Annotated in this window: 15 protein-coding genes; 11 read left to right on the top strand and 4 right to left on the bottom strand. The window is 71.6% G+C overall.

Features of this window, described 5'->3' with window-relative positions; translation table 11 throughout:
* Window positions 1-302: 302 nt before the first annotated feature.
* Entirely contained in the window at window positions 303-1,787 is a 1,485-nt protein-coding gene (locus ACFV9T_RS36725) for a M81 family metallopeptidase (protein ID WP_385446872.1), read from the bottom strand.
* 147 nt (window positions 1,788-1,934) lie between these two features.
* Here ACFV9T_RS36725 and ACFV9T_RS36720 point away from each other — a divergent pair, with 147 nt between their 5' ends.
* The 6 genes from ACFV9T_RS36720 to ACFV9T_RS36695 all read left to right on the top strand — a co-directional run bounded on the left by ACFV9T_RS36720 (window position 1,935) and on the right by ACFV9T_RS36695 (window position 12,262).
* Window positions 1,935-3,737: a peptide ABC transporter substrate-binding protein gene (locus ACFV9T_RS36720; RefSeq protein ID WP_385446871.1), complete on the top strand. Its 1,803-nt coding sequence runs from the start codon at window positions 1,935-1,937 to the stop codon at window positions 3,735-3,737.
* Complete coding sequence (locus ACFV9T_RS36715; protein WP_385446870.1) at window positions 3,734-4,684, top strand: ABC transporter permease; 951 nt, start codon at window positions 3,734-3,736, stop codon at window positions 4,682-4,684. The genes ACFV9T_RS36720 and ACFV9T_RS36715 overlap by 4 nt, the downstream gene beginning before the upstream one ends.
* Window positions 4,681-5,574, top strand: coding sequence for an ABC transporter permease (locus ACFV9T_RS36710; protein ID WP_385446869.1), 894 nt, complete (start codon window positions 4,681-4,683; stop codon window positions 5,572-5,574). Before ACFV9T_RS36715 ends, ACFV9T_RS36710 begins: the two co-directional genes overlap by 4 nt.
* Entirely contained in the window at window positions 5,574-7,676 is a 2,103-nt protein-coding gene (locus ACFV9T_RS36705) for a dipeptide ABC transporter ATP-binding protein (protein ID WP_385446868.1), read from the top strand. The genes ACFV9T_RS36710 and ACFV9T_RS36705 overlap by 1 nt, the downstream gene beginning before the upstream one ends.
* Before the next feature lie 96 nt (window positions 7,677-7,772).
* On the top strand, window positions 7,773-9,890 hold the full coding sequence (locus ACFV9T_RS36700) for a phosphocholine-specific phospholipase C (protein ID WP_385446867.1): 2,118 nt from the start codon (window positions 7,773-7,775) through the stop codon (window positions 9,888-9,890).
* A gap of 134 nt (window positions 9,891-10,024) precedes the next feature.
* Entirely contained in the window at window positions 10,025-12,262 is a 2,238-nt protein-coding gene (locus ACFV9T_RS36695; protein WP_385446866.1) for an MMPL family transporter, read from the top strand.
* A gap of 18 nt (window positions 12,263-12,280) precedes the next feature.
* Here the strand turns inward: ACFV9T_RS36695 and ACFV9T_RS36690 are convergent, their stop codons facing one another.
* From ACFV9T_RS36690 to ACFV9T_RS36680, 3 genes are all read right to left on the bottom strand, one after another.
* On the bottom strand, window positions 12,281-12,448 hold the full coding sequence (locus tag ACFV9T_RS36690) for a DUF6191 domain-containing protein (protein ID WP_385446865.1): 168 nt from the start codon (window positions 12,446-12,448) through the stop codon (window positions 12,281-12,283).
* A gap of 73 nt (window positions 12,449-12,521) precedes the next feature.
* Window positions 12,522-13,721, bottom strand: coding sequence for a PQQ-dependent sugar dehydrogenase (locus tag ACFV9T_RS36685; RefSeq protein WP_385446864.1), 1,200 nt, complete (start codon window positions 13,719-13,721; stop codon window positions 12,522-12,524).
* 116 nt (window positions 13,722-13,837) lie between these two features.
* Window positions 13,838-14,836: an aldo/keto reductase gene (locus ACFV9T_RS36680; RefSeq protein WP_385446863.1), complete on the bottom strand. Its 999-nt coding sequence runs from the start codon at window positions 14,834-14,836 to the stop codon at window positions 13,838-13,840.
* Window positions 14,837-14,909: 73 nt separating this feature from the next.
* Between ACFV9T_RS36680 and ACFV9T_RS36675 the strand changes: the two genes are divergently transcribed.
* The 5 genes from ACFV9T_RS36675 to ilvC all read left to right on the top strand — a co-directional run bounded on the left by ACFV9T_RS36675 (window position 14,910) and on the right by ilvC (window position 22,888).
* The gene (locus ACFV9T_RS36675; RefSeq protein ID WP_385446862.1) at window positions 14,910-15,914 is read left to right on the top strand and encodes a 2-hydroxyacid dehydrogenase; all 1,005 of its coding nucleotides are present in this window, start codon (window positions 14,910-14,912) and stop codon (window positions 15,912-15,914) included.
* Between the two features lie 342 nt (window positions 15,915-16,256).
* A complete protein-coding gene (locus tag ACFV9T_RS36670) occupies window positions 16,257-19,181 on the top strand; it encodes a putative bifunctional diguanylate cyclase/phosphodiesterase (RefSeq protein ID WP_385446861.1) in 2,925 nt (974 codons plus the stop codon).
* A 219-nt stretch (window positions 19,182-19,400) separates the two neighbouring features.
* Window positions 19,401-21,254 (top strand): acetolactate synthase large subunit, encoded by a 1,854-nt coding sequence (locus tag ACFV9T_RS36665; protein WP_385446860.1) that lies wholly within the window; start codon window positions 19,401-19,403, stop codon window positions 21,252-21,254.
* A 35-nt stretch (window positions 21,255-21,289) separates the two neighbouring features.
* The gene (gene ilvN / locus ACFV9T_RS36660) at window positions 21,290-21,814 is read left to right on the top strand and encodes an acetolactate synthase small subunit (RefSeq protein ID WP_385446859.1); all 525 of its coding nucleotides are present in this window, start codon (window positions 21,290-21,292) and stop codon (window positions 21,812-21,814) included.
* A gap of 75 nt (window positions 21,815-21,889) precedes the next feature.
* Window positions 21,890-22,888 carry a ketol-acid reductoisomerase gene (gene ilvC / locus ACFV9T_RS36655; protein WP_385446858.1) on the top strand — a complete coding sequence of 333 codons (999 nt, stop codon included), beginning with the start codon at window positions 21,890-21,892 and terminating at the stop codon, window positions 22,886-22,888.
* Window positions 22,889-22,950: the final 62 nt, after the last annotated feature.

Here is a 22,950-nt window from a genome sequence, read left to right as displayed (position 1 = left end):
CGGGGGGTGCCGCCGCCCCCCGCGCGGGCGCGGGGGGGGGGCGGCCCCCCGCCCCCCCCCCCGCCGCCGTGGCGTGTGCGGGGTCCGAGGGTGCCCCTCGCGGTTTCGTCGCCGAGCGCGCCCCGGTGGCCAGGTTGTGCCCACCCGTTCCGCCCAGCGGAACGATTGCCCACAACGGTTCAGCCCCTCCGGCGTTTGAGGAGCGGGGGCCGGGGGCGGCGATGCCCTACCTCCAGCCCCTCCGGCGTTTGAGGAGCGGGGTCTGGGGCGGAGCCCCAGTTTCGGGAAGGGGCGGGGTGGGGTTAGAGCAGCACGGGGGTCAGGTCGGGTTCGGACATCTCCTCGTCGAAGGGGTACAGGGGGCGCTCGACCCGGTGGTGGCCCAGGCGTAGGAGGTCCTGGTCCACCCCGCCCGGGGTCAGGGCCAGGCGCCAGTCGGCGGCCAAGTCGTGGAGTTCGGGTTCCAGGTAGCCGATCTTCACCACGACGAGGTCGTAACTCCGAGGATTCAGATCTCCGAAATCCTCCAGCCTATGGAACGGCTTGCGACGGCTCGTAAGGATCACCGTCACACCCCCACGCCGCACGGCCGCGACGTCGCCACCCACCTCGTCGCCCCGGCGCACCGCGACCACCTCGCCGACCAGGTCGTACGGCCCGCCGTGCGCCGTCGCACCGCTGATGTGCCCGCCCACCGACAGGGACACCGTCGCGCCGACGCCCGCCGCGACGCAGCGCGCGACCGCCGCCGGGTCGGTGATGCCGGGGTGGAGGGCGGTGGCGCGACCGGCGGCCAAGGCGTCATGGGCGAGCAGGCGGCGCAGCATGTACGCCAGATCACCGGCCCCGCCCGCCGTCGGATTGTCGCCGGAGTCGCTGATGAGGAACGGCCGGTCGGGCGAAGCAAGCGCGTCGGCGACGCATTCGTCGGCGCTGCCGGTGGGGCCGACGAAGGCGAAGTCGCGCCGCACCTCCCAGTACTCGCGGGCCAGCGACCGCGCCTGGTCCACGACGAGCGCGGGGTCGTCACCGGTGACCACGACATACGCCCGGCAGCGCGGCTCGTCGGCCCAGGCGTAGCCGACCCAGATCGCCGCGTCCACGACCCCGTCCAGCGCCTCGACGGCGGCCAGCCGCCCGTACAGCGAGGCGGCGGGCTCCAGCCGGGTGCTGGTCTTCTCGCCGGGCAGCAGCACCGGGATCTGCACCCAGGCGACATGGGGGCGGCCCTTGCCGGAGTCGAGCCGTTCGACGAGCTTGCGCGCGGCGCGCTCACGCGTCTCCCAGGCGTCCTCGTGCGGGGCGAGCCGGTGCGCGGTGAGCAGGTCGAGACGTTCGGCGAAGCGGCGCGAGACGTTGCCGTGGAGATCCATGGCGGCGGAGATCAGCGCGTCGGGCCCGATGGCGTCCCGTACGGCGTCGGTGAGGTCGGCCTCGGCGTCCTCCAGGCCGACGACGCTCATCGCGCCGTGGATGTCGTACACCAGCCCGTCGAGGGGACCGGCCGCCCGGATACGGTCGGTGAGTTCGGCCTTGATCCGGGCGTAGACGGCGGGCTCGACGGGCCCGCCGGGGAGTGCGACGGCGTGCACGAGGGGCACCCACTCCACGAGCCCGGCCAGGTCGCCGTCCGGTCGCGCCCAGCCGTAACGGGCCAGCAGTTCGTCGCCGCGCGTGACGCGGAAGTCGTCGTATCCGGCGCGGTGCGGGCTGAAGGTGCTGGACTCGATGTGCATGCCGCCGATGCCGATCCGCAGACGGCGGCCTCGGGAGGTGGTGGGTGCCATGCTGCCTCGCTTCCGGTCGGTCCGCGCTCACCTTATGCGGTGGCATGCGTTGGCCGAATGAAGGCGGTGTCACAGCGGGCGTTCCGTGGTTACCATCCGTTGGTTCCCGTACCAGACGTACCACCGGCGTCCGTACGCGGAGGCAGCATGGGCCGCTCAAGAACACGCACAGGCACACGCTTACGCACCCTCCTCGCCGCACTCCTCGCGGCCCTGCTGACCGGCGCCTGTTCGGCCGGGTCCGGGCCGGTCACGGACGTCGGGGCGAGCGGCGGGACCAGGGTCGAGGGCGGTACGGCGACCATGGCGCTGCCGCCCGCCGCCGCGCCCAACTGGATCTTCCCGATCGCCGCCCCCGGCTATCTGGCCTCGTACAACGGCGCCCTGCAGAACCTGCTGTACCCGCCGCTGTACCAACCGGTGCGCAAGGGCGGGGCGCTCAGCATGGACAACCCGCGCAACCTCGCCGAGCCACCCCGCTACGGCGACGGCGACAGGACCGTGACCGTCACCCTGAAGAAGGGCTACACGTGGTCCGACGGAACGCCCGTGACCACGGGGGACGTCAAGTTCTGGTTCGACCTGATCAAGAGCGGCAAGAAGGAGTGGGCTGGCTATGCGCCCGGCCTCCTGCCCGACAACGTCAGGCGGTTCGAGACCGTCGACGACCGCACCTTCCGGCTCCGGCTCGTCCGCGCGTACAACCCCGCCTGGTTCACCGCCAACCAGCTCGGCCAGAACGTCGTCCCGCTGCCGCGCCACGCGTGGAATCCGCGGCACGAAAGCCCCCGGAAGGCCTTCGCCCGGCTGCTCACGCACGCCAAGCGGCTGTCGGCGTTCGCCACCGATCCGCTGTGGAAGACCGTTTCCGGACCCTGGACGATCGAACGGTGGAGCACCTCCGGTCAGGTCGCGCTCGTCCCCAACCGGCGCTACACCGGCCCGGACAAGCCGCACCTCGACCGCGTCGTCTTCAAGCCGTTCACCACCGCCGACTCCGAATTCAACGTGCTGCGTTCCGGCGGCGTCGACTACGGCTACATCCCGCCCTCGGTCATGGCGCAGGCCGGGCGGTTCAAGGAGCGGGGCTATCGCGTCGACCCCTGGGAGGGCTGGGCGATCACGTACATCGTCCTCAACCTCAACCACCCCACCACGGGCCCGATGCTGCGTCAGACCTATCTGCGCCGGGCCCTGCAGTACCTGATCGACCAGCGCTCCATCGCCCGGGTCGTCTGGCACGGCACCGCCGCGCCCACCCGTGGCCCGGTCCCGGCCGGGCTGCTCGCCCGCGAGCCGTATCCGTACGACCCGGCCCGGGCGCGGCGGCTGCTGGCCGCGCACGGGTGGCGCGAGCACGGCGGTGTGCTGCGGTGCGTACGGCCCGGGGCGGGGCGGGACGCCTGCGGCAAGGGGATCGGGGCGGGGCAGCGGCTGAGGCTGTCGCTGCTCTCCCAGTCCGGCTCGACCGAGACCTCCAACCAGATGCAGGAGGTCAAGTCCTCGTACGACCGCGCCGGGATCACCCTCGACATCCGTCAGCAGCCGCTGAACACCGTCCTCGGCACGACCGTGCCCTGCCGCCGCACCGAGCCGCTGTGCTCGGCGTGGGAGCTGGGATTCTTCGGCACGGCGGGCAGCTGGTACTTCCCGCCCGCCCCCAGCGGGGAACAGCTCTTCGCCACCGGCGCCCCCTCCAACATGGGCAACTGGTCCGATCCGCGCGCCGATGAGCTGATCAAGGCCACCGCGTACTCCGGCGATCCGGCCGCCATGCGGCGCTACGGGGAGTACGTGGCGCGGCAGGTCCCCGTGCTGTGGACCCCCAACCCCGCGTACCAGGTCTCCGTCATCCGCAACGATCTGCGCGGCATCGATCAGAATCCGACGCTCACCCTCGCGCCCCAGGACTGGTACTTCGTCAAGGCGGACAAGAAGGGCCACCGGTGATCCGCTTTCTGGTCAAACGGACCGCACAGGCCGCCGTCGTCCTGCTCCTCGTCTCCGTCATCGTCTTCGTGCTGCTGCACCAGCTCCCCGGCGGTCCGGCCCGCGCGATCCTCGGCCCCAAGGCCACCCCGCAGGCCGTCGAGCACTTCAACCACCAGCAGGGCTACGACCGGTCGCTGCCCCTCCAGTACGTCCGCTACCTGGGCCGACTGGTCACGGGCGACCTCGGCGAGTCGTACAAGCTCAACCAGACCGTCACCGCCCTGCTGGCCGACCGGCTGCCCAAGACCCTGGTGCTGACCGGGTTGTCGGTCGCGCTCGCGGCCGTCCTCGCCGTGCCGCTCGGCGTGCTCCAGGCCGTACGGCGCGGCCGGATCGCCGACTACCTGCTCACCGGGGTCGCCTTCCTCGCGTACGCCACGCCGGTCTTCTTCCTCGGCCTCGTCCTCATCCTCGTCTTCAGCCAGCGGCTCCAGCTCTTCCCGGCCGAGGCGCCGCAGGCGGACACGGTCGTCGGCGTCCTGTCCGAGCCGCCCGCGCTGGTGCTTCCGGTGGTCACGCTGGCGCTCGGCATCGTCGCCGCGTTCAGCCGCTACACGCGCTCGGCGGTGCTGGACAACCTGAGCGAGGACTACGTACGCACCGCGCGCGCCAAGGGCCAGTCCAACGCGCGGATCATGGCCCGGCATGTGCTGCGCAACGCGCTCATCCCGCTCGCGGGGCTGCTCGGGCTCTACCTGCCGACGCTCTTCAGCGGGGCGCTCGTCGTGGAGTCGATGTTCAACTTCCCGGGGATGGGGCTGCTGTTCTGGAACGCGGCCCAGGGCTCGGACTTCCCGGTGCTGCTCGGGGTGACGCTCGTCGTCGGGATCGCCACCGTCCTCGGCTCGCTGATCACCGACATCGCGTACGCCGTCCTCGACCCCCGGATCAGGAGCGTCCCGTGACGACCTCTGTGAGCGCCGCGGCCGTCACCCCCGGCGTCGGCCGCCGCGCGCTGGCCGTCTTCACCCGCGACAAACTGGCCCTGACCGGGGCGGTCGTGCTGGTGGCGCTGATCGCCTTCTGCTTCCTCGGCCCGCTGATCCGCCCCACCGACCAGGTGCACACGGACCTCGGCCGGGCCAGCCTCCCGCCCGGCAGCCCCGGCCATCCGCTCGGCACCACCGACCTCGGCTACGACATGCTGGGCCGGTTGATGACCGGCGGCCAGACCTCCCTGCAGGTCGGCCTCGCGGCGGGGCTGCTGGCCACCCTGATCGGCACCGTGTACGGCGCGGTCGCGGGCTACTTCGGCGGCTGGCTGGACGCCGCGATGATGCGGATCACGGATGCCGCGCTCGCCATTCCGGCGCTGTTCCTGCTGGTCGTCGTCGCCACGATCGTCACGCCGAGCAAGCCCGTGCTGATCCTGATCATCGCCTCCGTCGCCTGGCTGTCCCCGGCCCGCCTCATCCGGGGCGAGGCGCTGGCCCTGCGTAGCCGCGACTACGTCCACGCGATGCGGCTCATGGGCGGCGGCGGGGTCCGGGCCGTCTTCCGGCACATCGTGCCGAACGCCATCGGCACGGTGATCGTCAACGCCACGTTCCAGATCGCCGACGCGATCCTGTACGTCGCCTATCTGTCGTTCCTCGGCCTGTCGATCCCTCCGCCCGCCGCCGACTGGGGCTCCATGCTCAGCACCGGCATCACCTACACCCAGGTCGGCTACTGGTGGCTGATCTTCCCGCCCGGCATCGCGATCGTGCTCGTCGTCGCCGCGTTCACCTTCATCGGCGACGGTCTGCGGGACGCCTTCGACGTGCGGCTCCAGAGGGTTCGGAGGAACCGCTGATGGCTGAGTCCCTGCCGCGCACCGACTCCCTGTTACGAACCGACTCCCTGTTGCGCGTCGATGACCTCCACGTCGAGATCCCGGCCCGCGACGGCGACCGCCGCCGCACCGTCCACGCCCTCGACGGGGTGTCCCTTGACCTCGCCCCGGGCGAGGCGCTGGGCATCGTCGGGGAGTCCGGCTGCGGCAAGACGATGACCGCGCTGAGCGTGCTGGGTCTGCTGCCGGACGGGGCCCGTATCACCGGCGGTTCCGTCACCTTCGCCGGTACGGACCTGGCGGGCGCGCCCGAACCGGTGCTGCGGGGCGTACGCGGCAACACCATCGGCATGGTCTTCCAGGACCCGCTGACCTCCCTCAACCCCACCATGACCATCGGCGCCCAGGTCGCCGAACCGCTGCTGCTGCACCGGGACGTGGGGCGGGCGGAGGCGTGGCGGCGGGCCGAGGAGATGCTGCGGCTGGTGGGCCTGCCGAACCCGGGGGAGCGGCTGCGGACCTATCCGCACCAGCTCAGCGGCGGTATGCGGCAGCGGGTCGCCATCGCCATGGCGCTGATCTGCGAACCCGCGCTGCTGATCGCCGACGAGCCGACGACGGCGCTGGACGTCACCACGCAGGCCCAGATCCTGGAGCTGATCGACGAGCTGCGGGCGCGGCTGGGGATGGCGCTGATCCTGGTCACCCACGATCTCGGGGTGATCGCCCGGCGGGTGGACCGGGTGGCGGTGATGTACGCGGGCAGGACGGTGGAACGGGCCGGTGTCCGGAGGCTGTTCGCGGCCCCGCGCCACCGCTACACCCAGGCGCTCTTCGCGGCCCTCCCGGAACGCGCCGCCGACGCGTCCCAGCCGCTGGCCACGATCCCGGGGCTGCCGCCCTCGCTGGCGGACCGGCTCGCGGGGTGCCGTTTCGCGCCGAGGTGCGGGTTCGCGACGGAGCGGTGCGCGACGGAGGAGCCGCCGCTGTCGACGGCTGAGGGCGCGGGCGGGGGCGCGCACGCCTTCGCCTGCTTCCATCCCGTACCGCTGGGCGTCGATCCCGTGGCGCAGGTGGTCCCCGTGGCCCCGGCCCCTTCGGCGGTTGCCGATGATGTCCTGCTGCGGCTCACCGGCCTGACCAAGGACTACCCGCTGCGCGGCGGCCCGTTCGCCCGCCGCAGGGGCGTGGCGGCGGTGAGCGCGGTGGCCGGGGTGTCGCTCTCCGTGCGGCGCGGCGAGACGTTCGGGATCGTGGGGGAGTCCGGCTGCGGGAAGTCCACCCTCGGCAGGCTCGTCGTCGGCATGGAACCCCCGACGGCGGGCTCCATCCGCTTCGGCGAGCGCGACCCCGCCGCGCTGGACCGCCGGGCCCGCAAGGCGCACCGCCGCGAGGTGCAGCTGATGTTCCAGGACTCGTACGCCTCGATGGACCCGCGCATGCGCGTGGCGGCGATCCTGCGCGAACCGCTGGTCATCCAGGGCGTCGGGGACCGCGCCGGGCAGCGCGCGCGGATCGCGCGGCTGCTGGATGACGTGGGGCTGCCGCGCGACGCGGCGGACCGCTATCCGCACGAGTTCTCCGGCGGGCAGCGCCAGCGGCTCGGGCTGGCCCGGGCGCTCGCGCTCGCGCCCTCGCTCGTGGTGGCGGACGAACCGGTCTCCGCGCTGGACGTCTCCGTACAGGCGCAGATCCTCAACCTGATGCGGGAGGTGCAGCGCGAGAAGGGCGTGGCGTATCTGTTCATCTCGCACGACCTCGCGGTGGTCCGGTATGTCGCGGACCGGGTCGGCGTGATGTACCTGGGCAAGCTGGTGGAAACCGGCCCGGCCTCGGCCGTGTTCGCCTCGCCCCTCCACCCGTACACCCGTGGTCTGCTGGACACGGCGGAGCACGCGGAACACGCGGAACCGGGCGTACGGCCGTCGGCCGCGCCGCTCGGCGGGGAGACGCCGTCGGCCGCCGATCCGCCCTCCGGCTGCCGGTTCCGGACGCGCTGCCCGTACGCCCGGGAGATCTGCGCGCGGGAGGAGCCGGAGCCCGTGGAGGCGGCCGTTCCGGGACATACGGCGGCCTGCCACTTCCCGTTGGCCCCGGCTGTCGGATCAGGGGCTGGGCGCTGATCCGGGCTGCCATGCCGCCGTAACGCCGAGGACGTTCGGCGGCCATCTGCCCTCCGTAGCTTCCCGAGCGGACGCTCACGGACAGGGGAGAGACAGGTGGCATCGGACATCGCACGCCGCAAGCTGGTCGCACTCGGCGCCGGAGCGACCGGGGCGGTCGCGGCGGGCTCGCTGCTGCCGCCGTCGCTGCAGGCCGCCCTCGCCGCGCAGCCGTCGCCGCCGCCCGGCGGGCTCGACGGCATCGAGCATGTGGTGCTGCTGATGCAGGAGAACCGTTCCTTCGATCACTACTTCGGCACCCTCCGGGGCGTTCGCGGTTACGCCGACCCCAATGCCGTCACCCTGCCCGGCGGGCAGAGCGTCTTCGCGCAGCCGAAGCCGGGCGGCGGCCACGTCCTGCCCTTCGGAGCGCGCGAGGCCGCCGAGGCGCAGCGCGAGGACCTGCGCTTCGTGGGCCAGCTCGACCACTCGTGGGACGGCGGCGCGGCGGCCTGGCACGGCGGCTGGATGGACAACTGGATCGCCGCCAAGTCCCCGGCCACCATGGTCCACTTCGACCGTGCGGACATCCCCTTCCACTATGAGCTGGCCGACACGTTCACCATCTGCGACGCGTACCACTCGGCCATCCACTCCTCCACCAGCCCCAACCGCAACTACTGGGTCAGCGGCACCACCGGCTACGAGCCGGGGCCGGGCGGGCGGCGCGCGGTCGGCAACGACGCGTACGAGGAGGACAGCCACCCCGGCTACGACTGGACCACCACCGCCGAGGTGCTGGAGCGGGCGGGGGTGAGCTGGAAGGTCTACCAGGAGTGGGACAACTTCCAGGACAACAACATCGAGTTCTACCGGCCGTTCAAGGACGTGGCCCGCAAGGCGCTGGCCGGGCTGGGCCTCACCAGCTCAGGCGCGTTCTACACCAAGGTGCTGGAGGCGTCCGGCGCCGAGCGGCGGCGGCTGCTCGACGGTCTGGAAGCGGGCCTGGAGAAGCTGACGGACGACGAACGGCGGCTGTTCGAGCGGGGTCTGCGCCGGGCCCCGGAGGGCGGCTTCGAGGAGGCGTTCCGCGCCGATGTGGCGGCCGGGCGGCTGCCCTCGGTGTCGTATCTGGTGCCGTCCCCGCTGGACTCCGAGCACCCCGATGTCTCCACCCCGGCGCACAGCGCCACCGTGACGTACGCGGTCCTGGACGCGCTCGCCGCCCACCCCGAGGTGTGGCGCAAGACGGCGGTGTTCCTCACGTACGACGAGAACGACGGCTTCTTCGACCATGTGGTACCGCCCAACCCGCCCGCCGACGTGGCCGAGGAGTGGTGGCAGGGACGGCCGCTGGGCCTGGGGATGCGGGTGCCGATGCTGGTGATCTCCCCGTGGACGGTCGGCGGCTACGTCTGCTCCGAGGTGTTCGACCACACCTCCGCCAACCGCTTCCTGGAGAAGTGGCTCGGCATCGAGGTGCCCAACATTTCCGACTGGCGCCGGACCGTGTGCGGCGATCTGACCGGCGCCTTCGCGTTCGGCGGCGCCGCCGCCCCGCAGCCGCTGCGCGACCCGGGGCCGCCCCCGGCGGACCGCGACCACTGGACGCCGGAGCCGCCCGAAGAGCAGCGGATGCCGCGACAGGAGGAGGGCGCGCGTCCGGCCCGCCCGCTGCCGTATCAGCCGGAGGTGTCCGGGGTGTTCGAGCCGCGGGCGGGGGTGATGCGGCTGGCGCTCGCCAACGCCGGGGTACGCAGCGCGCACGCCATCCTCTTCCCGTACGCGGCGGAGTACGAGGCGCCGCAGCACCGCGATCTGGCGCCCGGGGCCCTGTCCACCTGGGACGTCCCGGTGCGGGACGGGCGTTACGACTTCGTCGTCACCGGGCCGAACGGCTTCCGCCGCGAGTTCCGGGGCACGGCCGAGGGTGCCGCCGCCGGGCTGCGGGTGCGCGGCGGCATCGACGCCCGCCGACGGCAGCTCACGCTCACCATCACCAACAAGGGGGAGCGCGCGATCGAGGTCACCGTGCGCCCGCACGCCTATGTGGCCGACGCGGACGCGCGGCAGCGGACGGTGAGCGTGCGCGCGGGCTCGACGAAGGCCGTGGAGTTCTCGGCGCGGGAGGGCCAGGGCTGGTACGACCTGGTGCTGACGGCCGAGGGCGACTCCTCCTTCCACCGCCGCCTCACCGGGCACATCGAGAACGGGCGCCCCTCGGTCAGCGGCTGACCGACGGCTACCGGAGCTGTTGGCTCCGGATGTGGGGAAGCCCACAAAGGGGACAAAGGATCTTTTCCGGCTGACACAGTGCTTTGGTCACAAGCACATCACGCCGCACTCGGTGCACAGACCGGAAAGCAGCCATGGCCGCACTCGCACGATGGTGTATCAAACGCAGCGCCGTCGTGATCGTGCTCTGGCTGGCCGCTTTCGCGGGGATCGCCGCCGCGGCGGCCGTGACCGGTTCCGCGTACTCGAACGACTACGACATCCCGGGCACCGAATCCTCCACGGCCTCGCGGCTGCTGGAACAGCGGTTCCCGGACCGGGCGGGGGACACCGACACCATCGTCTGGCACACCGACCGGCAGGCCGGATCGGTGCGCTCCGTGGACGTCGAGCGGCGGATGTCGGCGGCGCTGGGGCGCGTCGCCGAACTGCCCGGCGTCGTCTCCGTCACCGGCCCGTACGGCACCGACGACACCAGCCGCATCAGCGCCGACCAGCTCACCGCCTACGCCACCGTCGTCTTCCGCGAACCCGCCGCCGACCTGGGCGAGGACGAGGTGCGCCGGGTCCTGGACACCGCGCGCTCCGCCGCCGCTCCCGGGCTGCGGATCGAGATGGGCGGTGTGGGCGCCGGGCTCACCGAGACGGCCGGGCCCGCTCATCTCAGCGAGGCCATCGGCGTCGCCGTGGCCGCCGTCGTCCTCTTCCTCGCCTTCGGCTCGCTCGCGGCGACCCTGCTGCCGATCGCCACCGCGCTCATCGGCGTCGGCACCGCGTACGCGGCGATCGGGCTGCTCGGCCACGCCATGACCGTCGCCGACTTCGCGCCCATGCTCGGCATGCTGATCGGGCTCGGCGTCGGCATCGACTACGCGCTGTTCATCGTGACCCGGCACCGCCGGGGCCTGCGGCAGGGGCTTCCGGTGGCCGAGGCCGCCCAGCGCGCGGTGGTCACCTCGGGCCGCGCGGTGGTCTTCGCGGGCGCGACCGTATGCCTGGCGCTGCTCGGCATGCTGGTGCTGCGGCTGAGCTTCCTCAACGGCGTCGCGGTCGCCGCCGCGCTGACGGTCGCGCTCACCGTCGCCACCTCCCTCACCCTGCTGCCCGCGCTGCTCGGCCTGATGGGGACGAAGGTGCTGAGCCGCCGCGAACGCAGACGCCTGGCCGAGGAAGGGCCGAGGCCCACGGCGGTGCCCGGACTCGCCACCCGCTGGGCGTCGTTCGTGGAGCGCCACCCCAAGGTGCTGGGCGCGGTCGCCGTCGCCGTCATGCTGGCCCTCGCCCTGCCCACCCTCTCCCTCCGGCTCGGCACCTCCGACCAGGGCAACAACCCCGAGACCTCGACCACCCGGCAGGCGTACGACCTGCTCGCCGAGGGGTTCGGGCCCGGCTTCAACGGACCGCTGACGCTCATCGGCAGCATCGACGGCGCCGAGGACCGGATGGCCTTCACCCGGCTGACCACCACCCTGCGCACCACCGAGGGCGTCGCCTCGGTGAGCGCCGCGGAACTGGGCGGTGGAGGCGACACCGGCGTGATCACCGTCGTGCCCACCACCGCCCCGCAGTCGCCCGACACCTCGCGGCTGGTCGAACGCCTTCGGGGCGAGGTGCTGCCGAAGGCCGAGGAGGGCACCTCGCTGCGGGTGTACGTCGGCGGACTGACCGCGGGCTACGACGACTTCGCGGCCGTGATCGTCTCCAAGCTGCCGCTGTTCGTGGGGGTGGTGGTGGCGCTCGGCTGCGTGCTGCTGCTGTTCGCGTTCCGCAGCATCGGTATCCCGGTCAAGGCGGCGGTCATGAACGTGGCCGCCGTCGCGTCCTCCTTCGGTGTCGTCGTCGCGGTCTTCCAGTGGGGCTGGGGGAGCGAGCCGCTGGGGCTCGGCAGGGCGGGCCCGATCGAGCCCTTCCTGCCCGTGATCATGGTGTCGGTGCTCTTCGGGCTCTCCATGGACTATCAGGTGTTCCTGGTCAGCCGGATGTACGAGGAGTGGCAGCACACCCGCGACAACAAGCGCGCGGTCCGGGTGGGCCTCGCCGAGACCAGCCGGGTCATCAACTCCGCGGCCGTCATCATGATCGCGGTCTTCTCGGCGTTCGTGCTCAGCGGCGACCGGATCATCGCCATGTTCGGCATCGGGCTGGCGGCCGCCGTCGCCCTGGACGCCTTCGTCCTCCGTACGCTGCTGGTCCCCGCCCTGATGCATCTGCTCGGCGGCGCCAACTGGTGGCTGCCGGGCTGGCTGGAGCGTACGCTGCCGCGCATCAGCATCGAGGCGCCCGGCCCGGACCAGGAGCCGGATCAGCGGCCGCTGCCCGTGCCCAGGCCGCGCGCCCCCGAGGAGGACGCGGTCCGCACGCCCGTGCCGTAGGGGCTCTTCCCGAAGGTGTCAGCCCTCGCGGGGGCGGATCACGACCTGGCCGGAGTCGAGGTCTATCGGACCCTTCCACGGAGGGTCGCCGTCGCCGACGTCCTGCAGCGTCAACTCCATCCGCTTGCGCTCCTCGTCGGTGTGTTTGCGACTGGGCGCGAACAGCTCCTCGATGAGGTTGAACATGGCGACCCCCGTAGGTGTGGGACTGCGGCCAGTGTACGCAGACCGCCCGAAAAAGGACCGGGGCCGCCCGCCGTCAGCTGATGTCCAGCCGCAGGATCCGGTCATCCTCCTTACTCGGATCGCCCCGCCCGTCCGTATTGCTCGTGGTCACCAGGAGCCCGCCGTCGTCCGTGGCGACCACGGTGCGCAGCCGCCCGTACTTCCCGGTGAGGAACGCCTGCGGCTCGGCCACCGGCTTGGTGCCGCGCAGCGGGATCCGCCACAGCCGCTCGCCGCGCAGCCCCACCATCCAGATGGAGCCCTTGGCGAACGCGACACCGCTCGGCGAGGCATCCTCGGTCTTCCACTGCTCGACCGGATCGACGACCCCCTGCTCCCCGGACTTGCCCTCCGCCTCCGGCCAGCCGTAGTTCTTGCCCGGCCGGATCTGATTCAGCTCGTCCCAGGTGTCCTGGCCGAACTCCGAGGCCCACAGCCGCTTCTGGGTGTCCCAGGCCAGCCCCTGCACATTGCGGTGGCCGTAGGAATAGACGACCGAATCGGCCGACGGATTGCCGTGCGCCGGTTCACCGTCCGGGGTCATCCGCAGGATCTTGCCGCCGAACGAGTCCATGTCCTGGGAGAGCCCCCGCTCACCGCTCTCGCCCGTGCCCGCGTACAGCATCTTGTCCGGGCCGAAGGCGATCCGGCCGCCGTTGTGGATCGCGCCCTTGGGGATGCCCTTGAAGACCGTGTCCGGCGCGCCCAGCTGATCACCCGCGGGGCGCTTGTCGTTGTAGACCATGCGGACGATGCGGTTGTCCGAGTCGGTGGTGAAATACGCGTACACCATGTGGTCCGCGCCGAAGTCGGAGGAGACCGCGAGACCCAGCAGACCGCCCTCGCCCGCGGGGGAGACGCCGGGCACGGATCCCAGCTCGGTCTTCTTCCCGCTGTCCGCCGAGACCTTGAAGATCTTGCCCGTGTCCCGCGAGGACACCAGCAGATCCCCGCCCGGCAGCGGGGCCACGCCCCAGGGCGATTTCAGCTTGGTCGTGAGCGTGCTCACCACCTTCGCGGACCCCTTGGCGGGCGCCGCCGACTCACTCGCCGAGGGCGCCGCCGACGACGAGGGGGAGCCGCCCTTGGACCCCTCCTTCCCGGGCGCGGACGAACCCGAGCGCTCGAAGGGGGACTGCCCGTCACCGGTCGAGCAGCCGGTGAGCAGCAGCAGGGCGGCGGTGGTGGCGAGAGCGGGGGCGGCGAGGGCGGAGGTCAGGCGAGGACGTCGCACGGTCGGGTTCCTCTCGGTGGGGCACTGTGCCGGGGCACGGTTCTGATTCTTATACACCGCAGCTCCGCGCCGGGTTCCCTTCCCCGAACCAGAGAACATCCGCCCCAACAACACCTTCAGTCCCACGACCCCCGCGCGGGCGGCAGCGTCGCGATCTCGGCCAGATCCGCGGCCGTCAGCATCACCCCCGCCGCCGCGGCGTTCTCCGCCGCCCAGCGGTCCCGCTTGGTCCCCGGCACCGGCACCACATGCGGCCCCTGGGCCAGCAGCCACGCCAGCGCCACCTGAGCCGCTGTCACCGACTCCCCGTGCCGCCGCGCGACCCGCCGCAGCCCGGCCACGATGGGCTGGTTCGCCGCCATCATCTCCGCCGTGAACCGCGGATGCCGGGCGCGCATGTCCTCCGGCTCGAACCCCTGCCCCGGTGTCAGCGTCCCGCTCAGGAAGCCGTTGCCCAGCGGCATCGCCGCCAGGAAGCCCACCCCGCGCGAGGCACACCACGGCACCAGCGCCTCCAGCGCCTCGGGCGACCACACCGACAGCTCCGCCTGCACACAGCTCACCGGGAAGACCTGCTGCACCCGCTCCAGCTGCCGCACCGTCGCGTCGTGCATCCGGGCACCGGACCGCCGCTGGGCCCGCGCACCCACCGCGCACAGCCCCAGCGCCCGTACCTTTCCCGCCGCGACCAGCTCGGCCATCGCGCCCCAGGTCTCCTCTATCGGTACCTCGGGGTCGGCCCGGTGCAGCTGGTAGAGGTCGATCACATCGGTCTGGAGCCGCCGCAGCGAGGCGTCGCACGCCCGCTTCACATAGCCGGGCCGCCCGTTGGCCACGATGTGCTGCTCGCCGACCAGCAGTCCGCACTTGGTGGAGACGAAGGCGTCCGCCCGCCGCTCCTTGAGCGCCCGTCCCACCAGCAGTTCATTGGTGAAGGGTCCGTACATGTCGGCGGTGTCGAGCAGGCTCGCGCCCGCGTCGAGCGCGGTGTGCACGGCGCGCAGCGAATGCTCGCCATTGCGCTGCGAAGCGGTATACGCCCAGCTCATGGGCATGCACCCCAGGCCGATCGCACCCACTTCGAGCGCCGCCGCTCCGATTGTCCTGCGCTCCACCTGGACTGACCCCTCCCGTTTCTCGCACCAAACTAACCTCTGCGGAGAGCCTCACTTCGCATAGCCTCCTGGCATGAGTGCAGATGACAGCGATACGTTCCGGCCCCACGATTCGTCTCATGCCGCGTCCGGCGACCCGGCCCGCCCCCTCGCCTGGCTGCCCATCGCGCCCGACGAGATCGAGGGGCTGCCCGAGAGCCTGGAGTACGCCCACTGGGACGGCGGTCCCGACTACCCCACCGACCCCGCCCGCGTCGCTTTCTACTGCGCGCCGTACATGAAGAAGCCCGAGGTGCTGGCCCGTCCGCTGGAGGCCATGACGGGTCTGCGGGTGATCCAGACGCTCACCGCGGGCATAGACGGCCTGCTGCCCGCTATGTCGCAGGTTGTCCCCAATGTGCAGCTGTGCAACGCCCGGGGGCTGCACGACGCGAGCACCGCCGAGCTGGCCCTGACCCTGATCCTCGCCTCGCTGCGCGACATCCCCGGTTTCGTCCGCGCCCAGGACGCCGAGGAGTGGACCTCCGGCTTCCGTCCGGCGCTCGCCGACAAGTCCGTTCTGATCGTGGGATACGGCTCGATCGGCAGCGCGATCGAGGCCCGGCTCGAACCCTTTGAGTGCGAGCGGGTGGCGCGCGTCGCGCGCTCCCCGCGTACGACCGAGCGCGGTCCGGTGCACCCGATCGACGCCTTGCCTCAACTGCTTCCGGACGCCGACGTCGTTGTCCTGGTGACCCCGCTGACCGAGCAGACCCGGGGCCTGGCCGGGGCCGACTTCCTGGCGAAGATGAAGGACGGAGCGCTGTTGGTGAACGTCGCACGGGGCGGGGTGGTGGACACCAAGGCCCTTCTCGCCGAGGTGGAGAGCGGCCGGCTGCGCGCCGCGCTGGATGTCACCGACCCCGAACCACTGCCCGCCGGGCATCCGCTGTGGCACGCTCCAGGAGTGCTCATCACCCCGCATGTGGGCGGCCCGTCGTCGGCCTTCCTGCCCCGCGCCAAGCGGCTGTTGCGCGCCCAGCTGCACCGGTTCGCCGCGGGCGAGCCGATGGAACATCTCATGATGACCACGGGGTAGACGAGGGGGCAACATGCCCCTGGCAGTACATACAGGCATCGATTGACTGCACTCCGTATATACAACGGCGTAGTCAGTTACGGTGCGTAGATGGCCTATGTCCCTGAGTGACCAGTCTGGTGTATCGTCCCGAGCGGGGGCTGCGCCAATGACCTGACGGCGTCAGCGATGGACCGGAACTCGAGGGGGGCGACGGGCGATGTATGGCCAATGGACCAACGACCCGACGCAGCTCAGGCGTCGACCGCGACTTTTCCGCGCAGCCGCGCGGCTCTCGATGACGAAGCTCACGGGGATACGGCTCGCGCGGCCGCGCCCCTTCGCACGACGGGCGGCAGCGCGGTGAGCGCCACCGGAGCGGTGCTCGCCCGGCCGTCGGTCACCGGCGGCACCCGGCTGCTGCCCCAGGTCGTCCTCGCCCTCGTCTGCGGCGGGTACGCGGTGGGCGCGGTGCTCGGCTGGGGATCATCCGAACTGGCCGTCTTCATGGGTGACTTCGGGCTGGCCGCGGCCGCCCTCACCGCCGCCGCCTCCTGCCTGTGGCACGGGCGCAGGAACTCGGGGCGGATGCGCCCGGCCTGGCTGCTGTTCGCGGCCTCGTCCACCATGGCCGCGCTGGGCAACGCCACCTGGGGGTGGTACGAGGTCGTGCTGGGCCGTCCCGTGCCCACCCCCTCGTTCGCCGATGTGTGCTTCCTGCTCTTCGCGCCGCCCGCGATCGTGGGCATGCTGGTGCTCGCCAAGCGCCCGCGCAACCGGGCCGGGTGGATCTGCCTGGGCCTTGACGCCTGGCTGATCGCCGGATCGCTGATGACCCTGTCGTGGAGCCTCGCGCTCGTCCACACCGGGGAGTTCGGCGGGGACGTCGGGAGCGTGGCCCGCAGGGCCTTCTCGCTCGCCTACCCGCTGCTGGACATCGTGCTGGTCAGCATGGTGATCGTGCTGCACTTCCGGCGCTCGTCGACGGCCAGCAGGTCGGCGGTCAACACCGCGATCGGCGCGTTCGCCCTGACCGTGCTGTGCGACGCGCTGTTCACCTCGCCGCTGCTGCACGAGCACTACCGCTCCGGCCAGATCCTGGACGCGGGCTGGTTCGCCGGTTCGATGCTGCTCGCGTACGCGCCCTGGGTGGCCCGGCGGGACGCCGCCGAGACCCCGCCGCCCGTGGTGCGCCGCACCGACCGGCCGAGCCGTCCCACGGCGGGCGCGTTCGCCGCCCTGGCGCCGTATCTCGCCGCCGCCGTCTGCACGCTGGGGATCCTGTTCAACGTGATGGACGGCCGCCCGGTCGACGGAGTGGTGCTCTTCACCGCCTGCGCGGTCGTGCTCGCCCTGCTCGTCCGGCAGGCGATCATGCTGATGGACAACATCGCGCTCACCCAGGAGCTGGCGGAGAAGGAGAACCACTTCCGCTCGCTGGTGCAGAGCAGCAGCGACGTCATCATGATCGCCGCGCCCACCGGCATCCTGCGGTACGTCAGCCCCGCCGCCACCGGCGTCTACGGGCGGGACGCGGACGAGCTGCAGGACTCCGAACTGGCCTCGCTCATCCACCCCGAGGACCTGGGCGCCGTGGTCCACGAGATCCGCCGGTTCCTGGCCGCCTCGCCGGGCGAGGAGCCCACCACCCGCATCGAGTGCCGCTTCCGCTCCGGCTCCGGCGACTGGCTCAACGTGGAGTCGACGGTCAACCGCCACCACGGCGGCCTGATCTTCAACAGCCGCGATGTCACCGAGCGGGTCCGGCTCCAGGCCCAGCTGCAGCACAGCGCCGAGCACGACCCGCTCACCGACCTGCCCAACCGCGCCCTGTTCACCAAGCGGGTCCGGCACGCGGTCGGCGGCCGCCGCCGTACCGACGCGGGCACCGCCGTGCTCTTCATCGACCTCGACGGCTTCAAGGCCGTCAACGACACCGTCGGCCACCAGGCGGGCGACGAACTGCTGGTCCAGGCCGCCCGCAGGCTCCAGGAGTCCGTGCGGTCCGGCTCCGGCGACTGCGCCGCCCGGCTCGGGGGCGACGAGTTCGCCGCCCTCATCGTGGGCGACGGCGCCGACGACACCAGCACCCGCGAATGCCGCATCCTGGAGATCGCCGACCGGCTGCGGGCCCGGCTCTCCCAGCCGTACCGGGTGGAGGGAGGCACCGAGGTGCGGGTCGCCGCCAGCATCGGCGTCGCGTTCGCCGAGCCCGGCACCAGCCCCGGCGCCCTGATGCGCAACGCCGACCTGGCCATGTACCGCGCCAAGGCCGCCGGAAAGAACCGCGTCGAGCTGTACGCCCCGCAGATGCAGGCCGAGGTGGCGCGCCGCGCCGAGGTCGCCACGCGGCTGCGCGCCGCCCTGCACGACGGCGAGTTCGTGCTGCTGCACCAGCCCGTCGTGGAGCTGGCGAGCGGCCGGGTCACCGCCGTCGCGGCGCAGCCCCGCTGGCGCTCGGCCCAGGGCATCCTGTTCACCCCGGCCGAGTTCCTGCGGGTCGCCGACAACAACGCGCGCGGCGGCGACCACGGCCGCGCCGGTGAGGAAGGCGCCCGCACCGCCGAGCTGACCCGCTGGACGCTGGAGGCCGCCGTGGAACAGGCCGCCCAGCGCCGCCGGGACGGCCATATGGCCCCCGTCTGTGTACGGGTGCCAGCGGGCCGCCTGGTCGACAAGTCGATGCCGCCCAAGGCCGTGGAGACCCTGCTCGCCCGGCACGGACTGCCCTCGGGCGCGCTCATCCTGGAGCTGACCGACAGCGACCCACGGGTGCCGCTGGACGAGCTGGAGCACCGGCTCGGCGCACTGCGCAGGCTGGGCGTGCGGATCGCGCTCGACGGCTTCGGCAGCGGCTACGGCGCGATCAGGGCGCTGCGCAGGCTCCCCATCGACGTACTCAAGCTGGACCAGGGGCTGGTCGAGGGGGTGGTCGAGTCCTCCCGGCTGCACAAGATCACATCGGGGCTGCTGAGGATCGGCGGCGATCTCGGGATGCAGTCCATCGCCGAGGGCGTGGACATGCCCGAACAGCTCGTGACCCTGCGCGGTATGGGCTGCACCCACGCCCAGGGCATGGCCTTCAGCGGCCCGCTGGACGAGCACCGGCTGCGCCGGGCGCTGACCCGGGGCAGCTATCCGGTGCCCCGCTCGGACGCTCCGGTGCTGGTCGGCGGTGGGCTGCCGGTGCGGCACGGCGGATTCGGCGGGCATGGGCCCCGGCGCCAGGAGGTGCACACCCACCCACCGACCCGCTCAAATACTGAGACTCCCGTCCCACCCACTTGACACCTGATACGCGCGAGGTGGAGGGTCGGAGCCATGCGCACCCGAATTCTCGTACTTGGACAGCGCGTCGGCTGAGCAGGGCCATGTTGAAGCCCTGCGGACCCTCACCGGCGCGCTCCCCTCGCTTGCCTAACGGCACGAGGGGTTTTTTGTTGCACTGACGCCTGTGCACCACCGCCTTCCTCCCCGCATCACACCTCATTCGAGAAGAGAACGCAGATGACCGAGCAGGCCTCCGGGGCCCATCATCCCCAGCCGCGGGCCCGTAACGGCGGACCCCAGTCCGCGACCGTCGAGCACGTCACGGGTGCGCAGTCCCTCATCCGTTCGCTCGAGGAGGTGGGCGCGGACACCGTGTTCGGCATCCCCGGTGGTTGCATCCTCCCCGCGTACGACCCGATGATGGACTCCTCGAAGGTCCGGCACGTACTCGTCCGCCACGAGCAGGGTGCGGGCCACGCCGCCACCGGCTACGCCCAGGCCACCGGCAAGGTCGGCGTCTGCATGGCGACCTCGGGTCCCGGAGCCACCAACCTGGTCACGCCCATCGCCGACGCCCACATGGACTCGGTCCCGATCGTCGCGATCACCGGCCAGGTGGCCTCCAAGGCGATCGGCACGGACGCCTTCCAGGAGGCGGACATCTGCGGCATCACCATGCCGATCACCAAGCACAACTTCCTGGTCACCAAGGCCGAGGACATCGCACGCACGATCGCCGAGGCGTTCCACATCGCCGCCAGCGGCCGCCCAGGGCCGGTCCTGGTCGACATCGCCAAGGACGCGCTCCAGGCCAAGACCACCTTCTCCTGGCCGCCGCAGACCGACCTGCCGGGCTACCGCCCGGTGACCAAGCCGCACGCCAAGCAGATCCGCGAGGCCGCCCGGCTGATCACCCAGGCCGAGCGCCCGGTGCTGTACGTGGGCGGCGGCGTCGTCAAGGCGCACGCCACCGCCGAGCTGCGGGTGCTGGCCGAGCTGACCGGGGCGCCGGTCACCACCACCCTGATGGGGCTCGGCGCGTTCCCCGACAGCCACCACCAGCACCTCGGCATGCCGGGCATGCACGGCACCGTCGCCGCCGTCACCAGCCTGCAGAAGGCGGACCTGATCGTGGCGCTCGGCACGCGCTTCGACGACCGGGTCACCGGCAAGCTCGACTCGTTCGCCCCGTACGCCAAGATCGTGCACGCGGACATCGACCCGGCGGAGATCGGCAAGAACCGCGCCGCCGACGTGCCGATCGTCGGTGACGCCCGCGAGGTCATCGCGGATCTGGTCGTCGCGGTCCAGGCCGAGCACGACGCGGGCCACACCGGCGACTACAGCGGCTGGTGGGAGGACCTGAACCGGTGGCGCGAGACCTACCCGCTCGGCTATGACCTGCCCGAGGACGGCAGCCTGTCGCCGCAGCAGGTCATCCAGCGGATCGGCGAGCTGGCCCCGGAGGACACGATCTTCACCGCGGGCGTCGGTCAGCACCAGATGTGGGCCGCCCACTTCATCACCTACGACAAGCCCGCGACCTGGCTGAACTCGGGCGGCGCCGGGACCATGGGGTACGCCGTCCCGGCCGCCATGGGCGCCAAGGCCGGTGCGGAGGACCGTACGGTCTGGGCGATCGACGGTGACGGCTGCTTCCAGATGACCAACCAGGAGCTGGTCACCTGCGCGCTGAACAACATCCCGGTCAAGGTCGCGATCATCAACAACGGCGCGCTGGGCATGGTCCGCCAGTGGCAGACCCTGTTCTACAACCAGCGCTACTCCAACACCGTGCTGCACTCCGGCCCCGGGGCGGACACCAGCCAGCCCAGCGCGGGCACCCGGGTCCCGGACTTCGTGAAGCTCGCCGAGGCCATGGGCTGCATCGGCATCCGCTGCGAGGACCCGGCCGACCTCGACGCCGTGATCGAGAAGGCCAACGCGATCAACGACCGCCCGGTGGTCGTGGACTTCATCGTCCACGAGGACGCCATGGTCTGGCCGATGGTCGCGGCAGGCACCTCCAACGACGAGATCCTGGCGGCGCGTGACACCCGCCCGGACTTCGGCGACAGCGAAGACGACTGAGCCGGGACCGAGAGAGAAGAAGAGAGACGCACCGCATGTCCAAGCACACGCTCTCCGTCCTGGTGGAGAACACCCCCGGCATCCTCGCCCGGATCGCCGCCCTGTTCTCCCGCCGCGGCTTCAATATCGACTCACTCGCCGTGGGCGTCACCGAGCACCCCGACATCTCCCGCATCACCATCGTGGTCAATGTCGAGGAGCTGCCGCTGGAGCAGGTCACCAAGCAGCTCAACAAGCTCGTCAACGTCCTGAAGATCGTCGAGCTGGAGGACAGCTCGGCCATTCAGCGGGAACTCGTTCTCGTGAAGGTCCGGGCCGACAACGAGACCCGCTCCCAGATCGTCGAGATCGTCCAGCTGTTCCGCGCCAAGACCGTGGATGTCTCCCCGGAGGCCGTGACCATCGAGGCCACCGGCGGCAGCGACAAGCTCGAAGCCATGCTCAAGATGCTGGAACCGTACGGCATCAAGGAGCTGGTGCAGTCCGGCACGATCGCCATAGGGCGCGGCGCCCGCTCCATCACCGACCGGAGTCTGCGCTCGCTCGACCGGTCCGCCTGACGAGACCCCCGAACCTTCACCCGCCCGCCCGTCATACGGTGGGACGCACAACCCACACGCTAGGAGAATCCCGAAGTGGCCGAGCTGTTCTACGACGACGACGCCGACCTGTCCATCATCCAGGGCCGCAAGGTCGCGATCCTTGGGTACGGCAGCCAGGGCCACGCCCACGCGCTGTCGCTGCGCGACTCGGGCGTCGACGTCCGCGTCGGCCTGCACGAGGGCTCCAAGTCCAAGGCCAAGGCCGAGGAGCAGGGCCTGCGCGTGGTGAGCCCGGCGGAGGCGTCCGCCGAGGCCGACGTGATCATGATCCTGGTCCCGGACCCGATCCAGGCCAAGGTCTACGAGGAGTCCGTGAAGGACAACCTGAAGGACGGCGACGCGCTGTTCTTCGGGCACGGCCTCAACATCCGGTACGACTTCATCCAGCCGTCGGCCAACGTCGACGTCTGCATGGTCGCGCCCAAGGGCCCGGGCCACCTGGTCCGCCGCCAGTACGAAGAGGGCCGCGGCGTGCCGTGCATCGCGGCCGTCGAGCAGGACGCCACGGGCAATGCCTTCCCGCTCGCCCTCTCGTACGCCAAGGGCATCGGCGGCACCCGCGCCGGGGTCATCAAGACCACCTTCACCGAGGAGACCGAGACCGACCTCTTCGGTGAGCAGGCGGTGCTGTGCGGTGGTACCGCGGCGCTGGTCAAGGCCGGGTTCGAGACCCTGACCGAGGCCGGTTACCAGCCGGAGATCGCGTACTTCGAGTGCCTCCACGAGCTGAAGCTGATCGTGGACCTCATGTACGAGGGCGGCCTGGAGAAGATGCGCTGGTCGATCTCCGAGACCGCCGAGTGGGGCGACTACGTCTCCGGCCCGCGGATCATCAACGACTCCACCAAGGCCGAGATGAAGAAGATCCTCGGTGAGATCCAGGACGGCACCTTCGCCAAGAACTGGATGGCGGAGTACAACGCCGGTCTGCCGAAGTACAACGAGCTGAAGAAGGCGGACGAGGACCACCTCCTGGAGACCACGGGCAAGGAGCTGCGCAAGCTCATGAGCTGGGTCGACGACGAGGCGTAAGCGCCCGCCCGGCGCGGTGGGCCGTGCCCCGGGTGTGGCGGGGGGGGCGTGGTACCCCCCCC

This window comes from Streptomyces sp. NPDC059850 (genome assembly GCF_042731515.1).
Lineage (GTDB): Bacteria > Actinomycetota > Actinomycetes > Streptomycetales > Streptomycetaceae > Streptomyces.
Note: the sequence above shows the minus strand (reverse complement) of the source record. Positions and strands in the feature narration are given on the sequence as shown.

Excerpts from the sequence above, each read along its gene's own strand:
- ACFV9T_RS36725 (WP_385446872.1), bottom strand. The coding sequence starts at position 1,787 with ATGGCACCCACCACCTCCCGAGGCCGCCGTCTGCGGATCGGCATCGGC.
- ACFV9T_RS36720 (WP_385446871.1), top strand. The coding sequence starts at position 1,935 with ATGGGCCGCTCAAGAACACGCACAGGCACACGCTTACGCACCCTCCTC.
- ACFV9T_RS36705 (WP_385446868.1), top strand. The coding sequence starts at position 5,574 with ATGGCTGAGTCCCTGCCGCGCACCGACTCCCTGTTACGAACCGACTCC.
- ACFV9T_RS36695 (WP_385446866.1), top strand. The coding sequence starts at position 10,025 with ATGGCCGCACTCGCACGATGGTGTATCAAACGCAGCGCCGTCGTGATC.
- ACFV9T_RS36690 (WP_385446865.1), bottom strand. The coding sequence starts at position 12,448 with ATGTTCAACCTCATCGAGGAGCTGTTCGCGCCCAGTCGCAAACACACC.
- ACFV9T_RS36675 (WP_385446862.1), top strand. The coding sequence starts at position 14,910 with ATGAGTGCAGATGACAGCGATACGTTCCGGCCCCACGATTCGTCTCAT.
- ACFV9T_RS36665 (WP_385446860.1), top strand. The coding sequence starts at position 19,401 with ATGACCGAGCAGGCCTCCGGGGCCCATCATCCCCAGCCGCGGGCCCGT.
- ilvN (WP_385446859.1), top strand. The coding sequence starts at position 21,290 with ATGTCCAAGCACACGCTCTCCGTCCTGGTGGAGAACACCCCCGGCATC.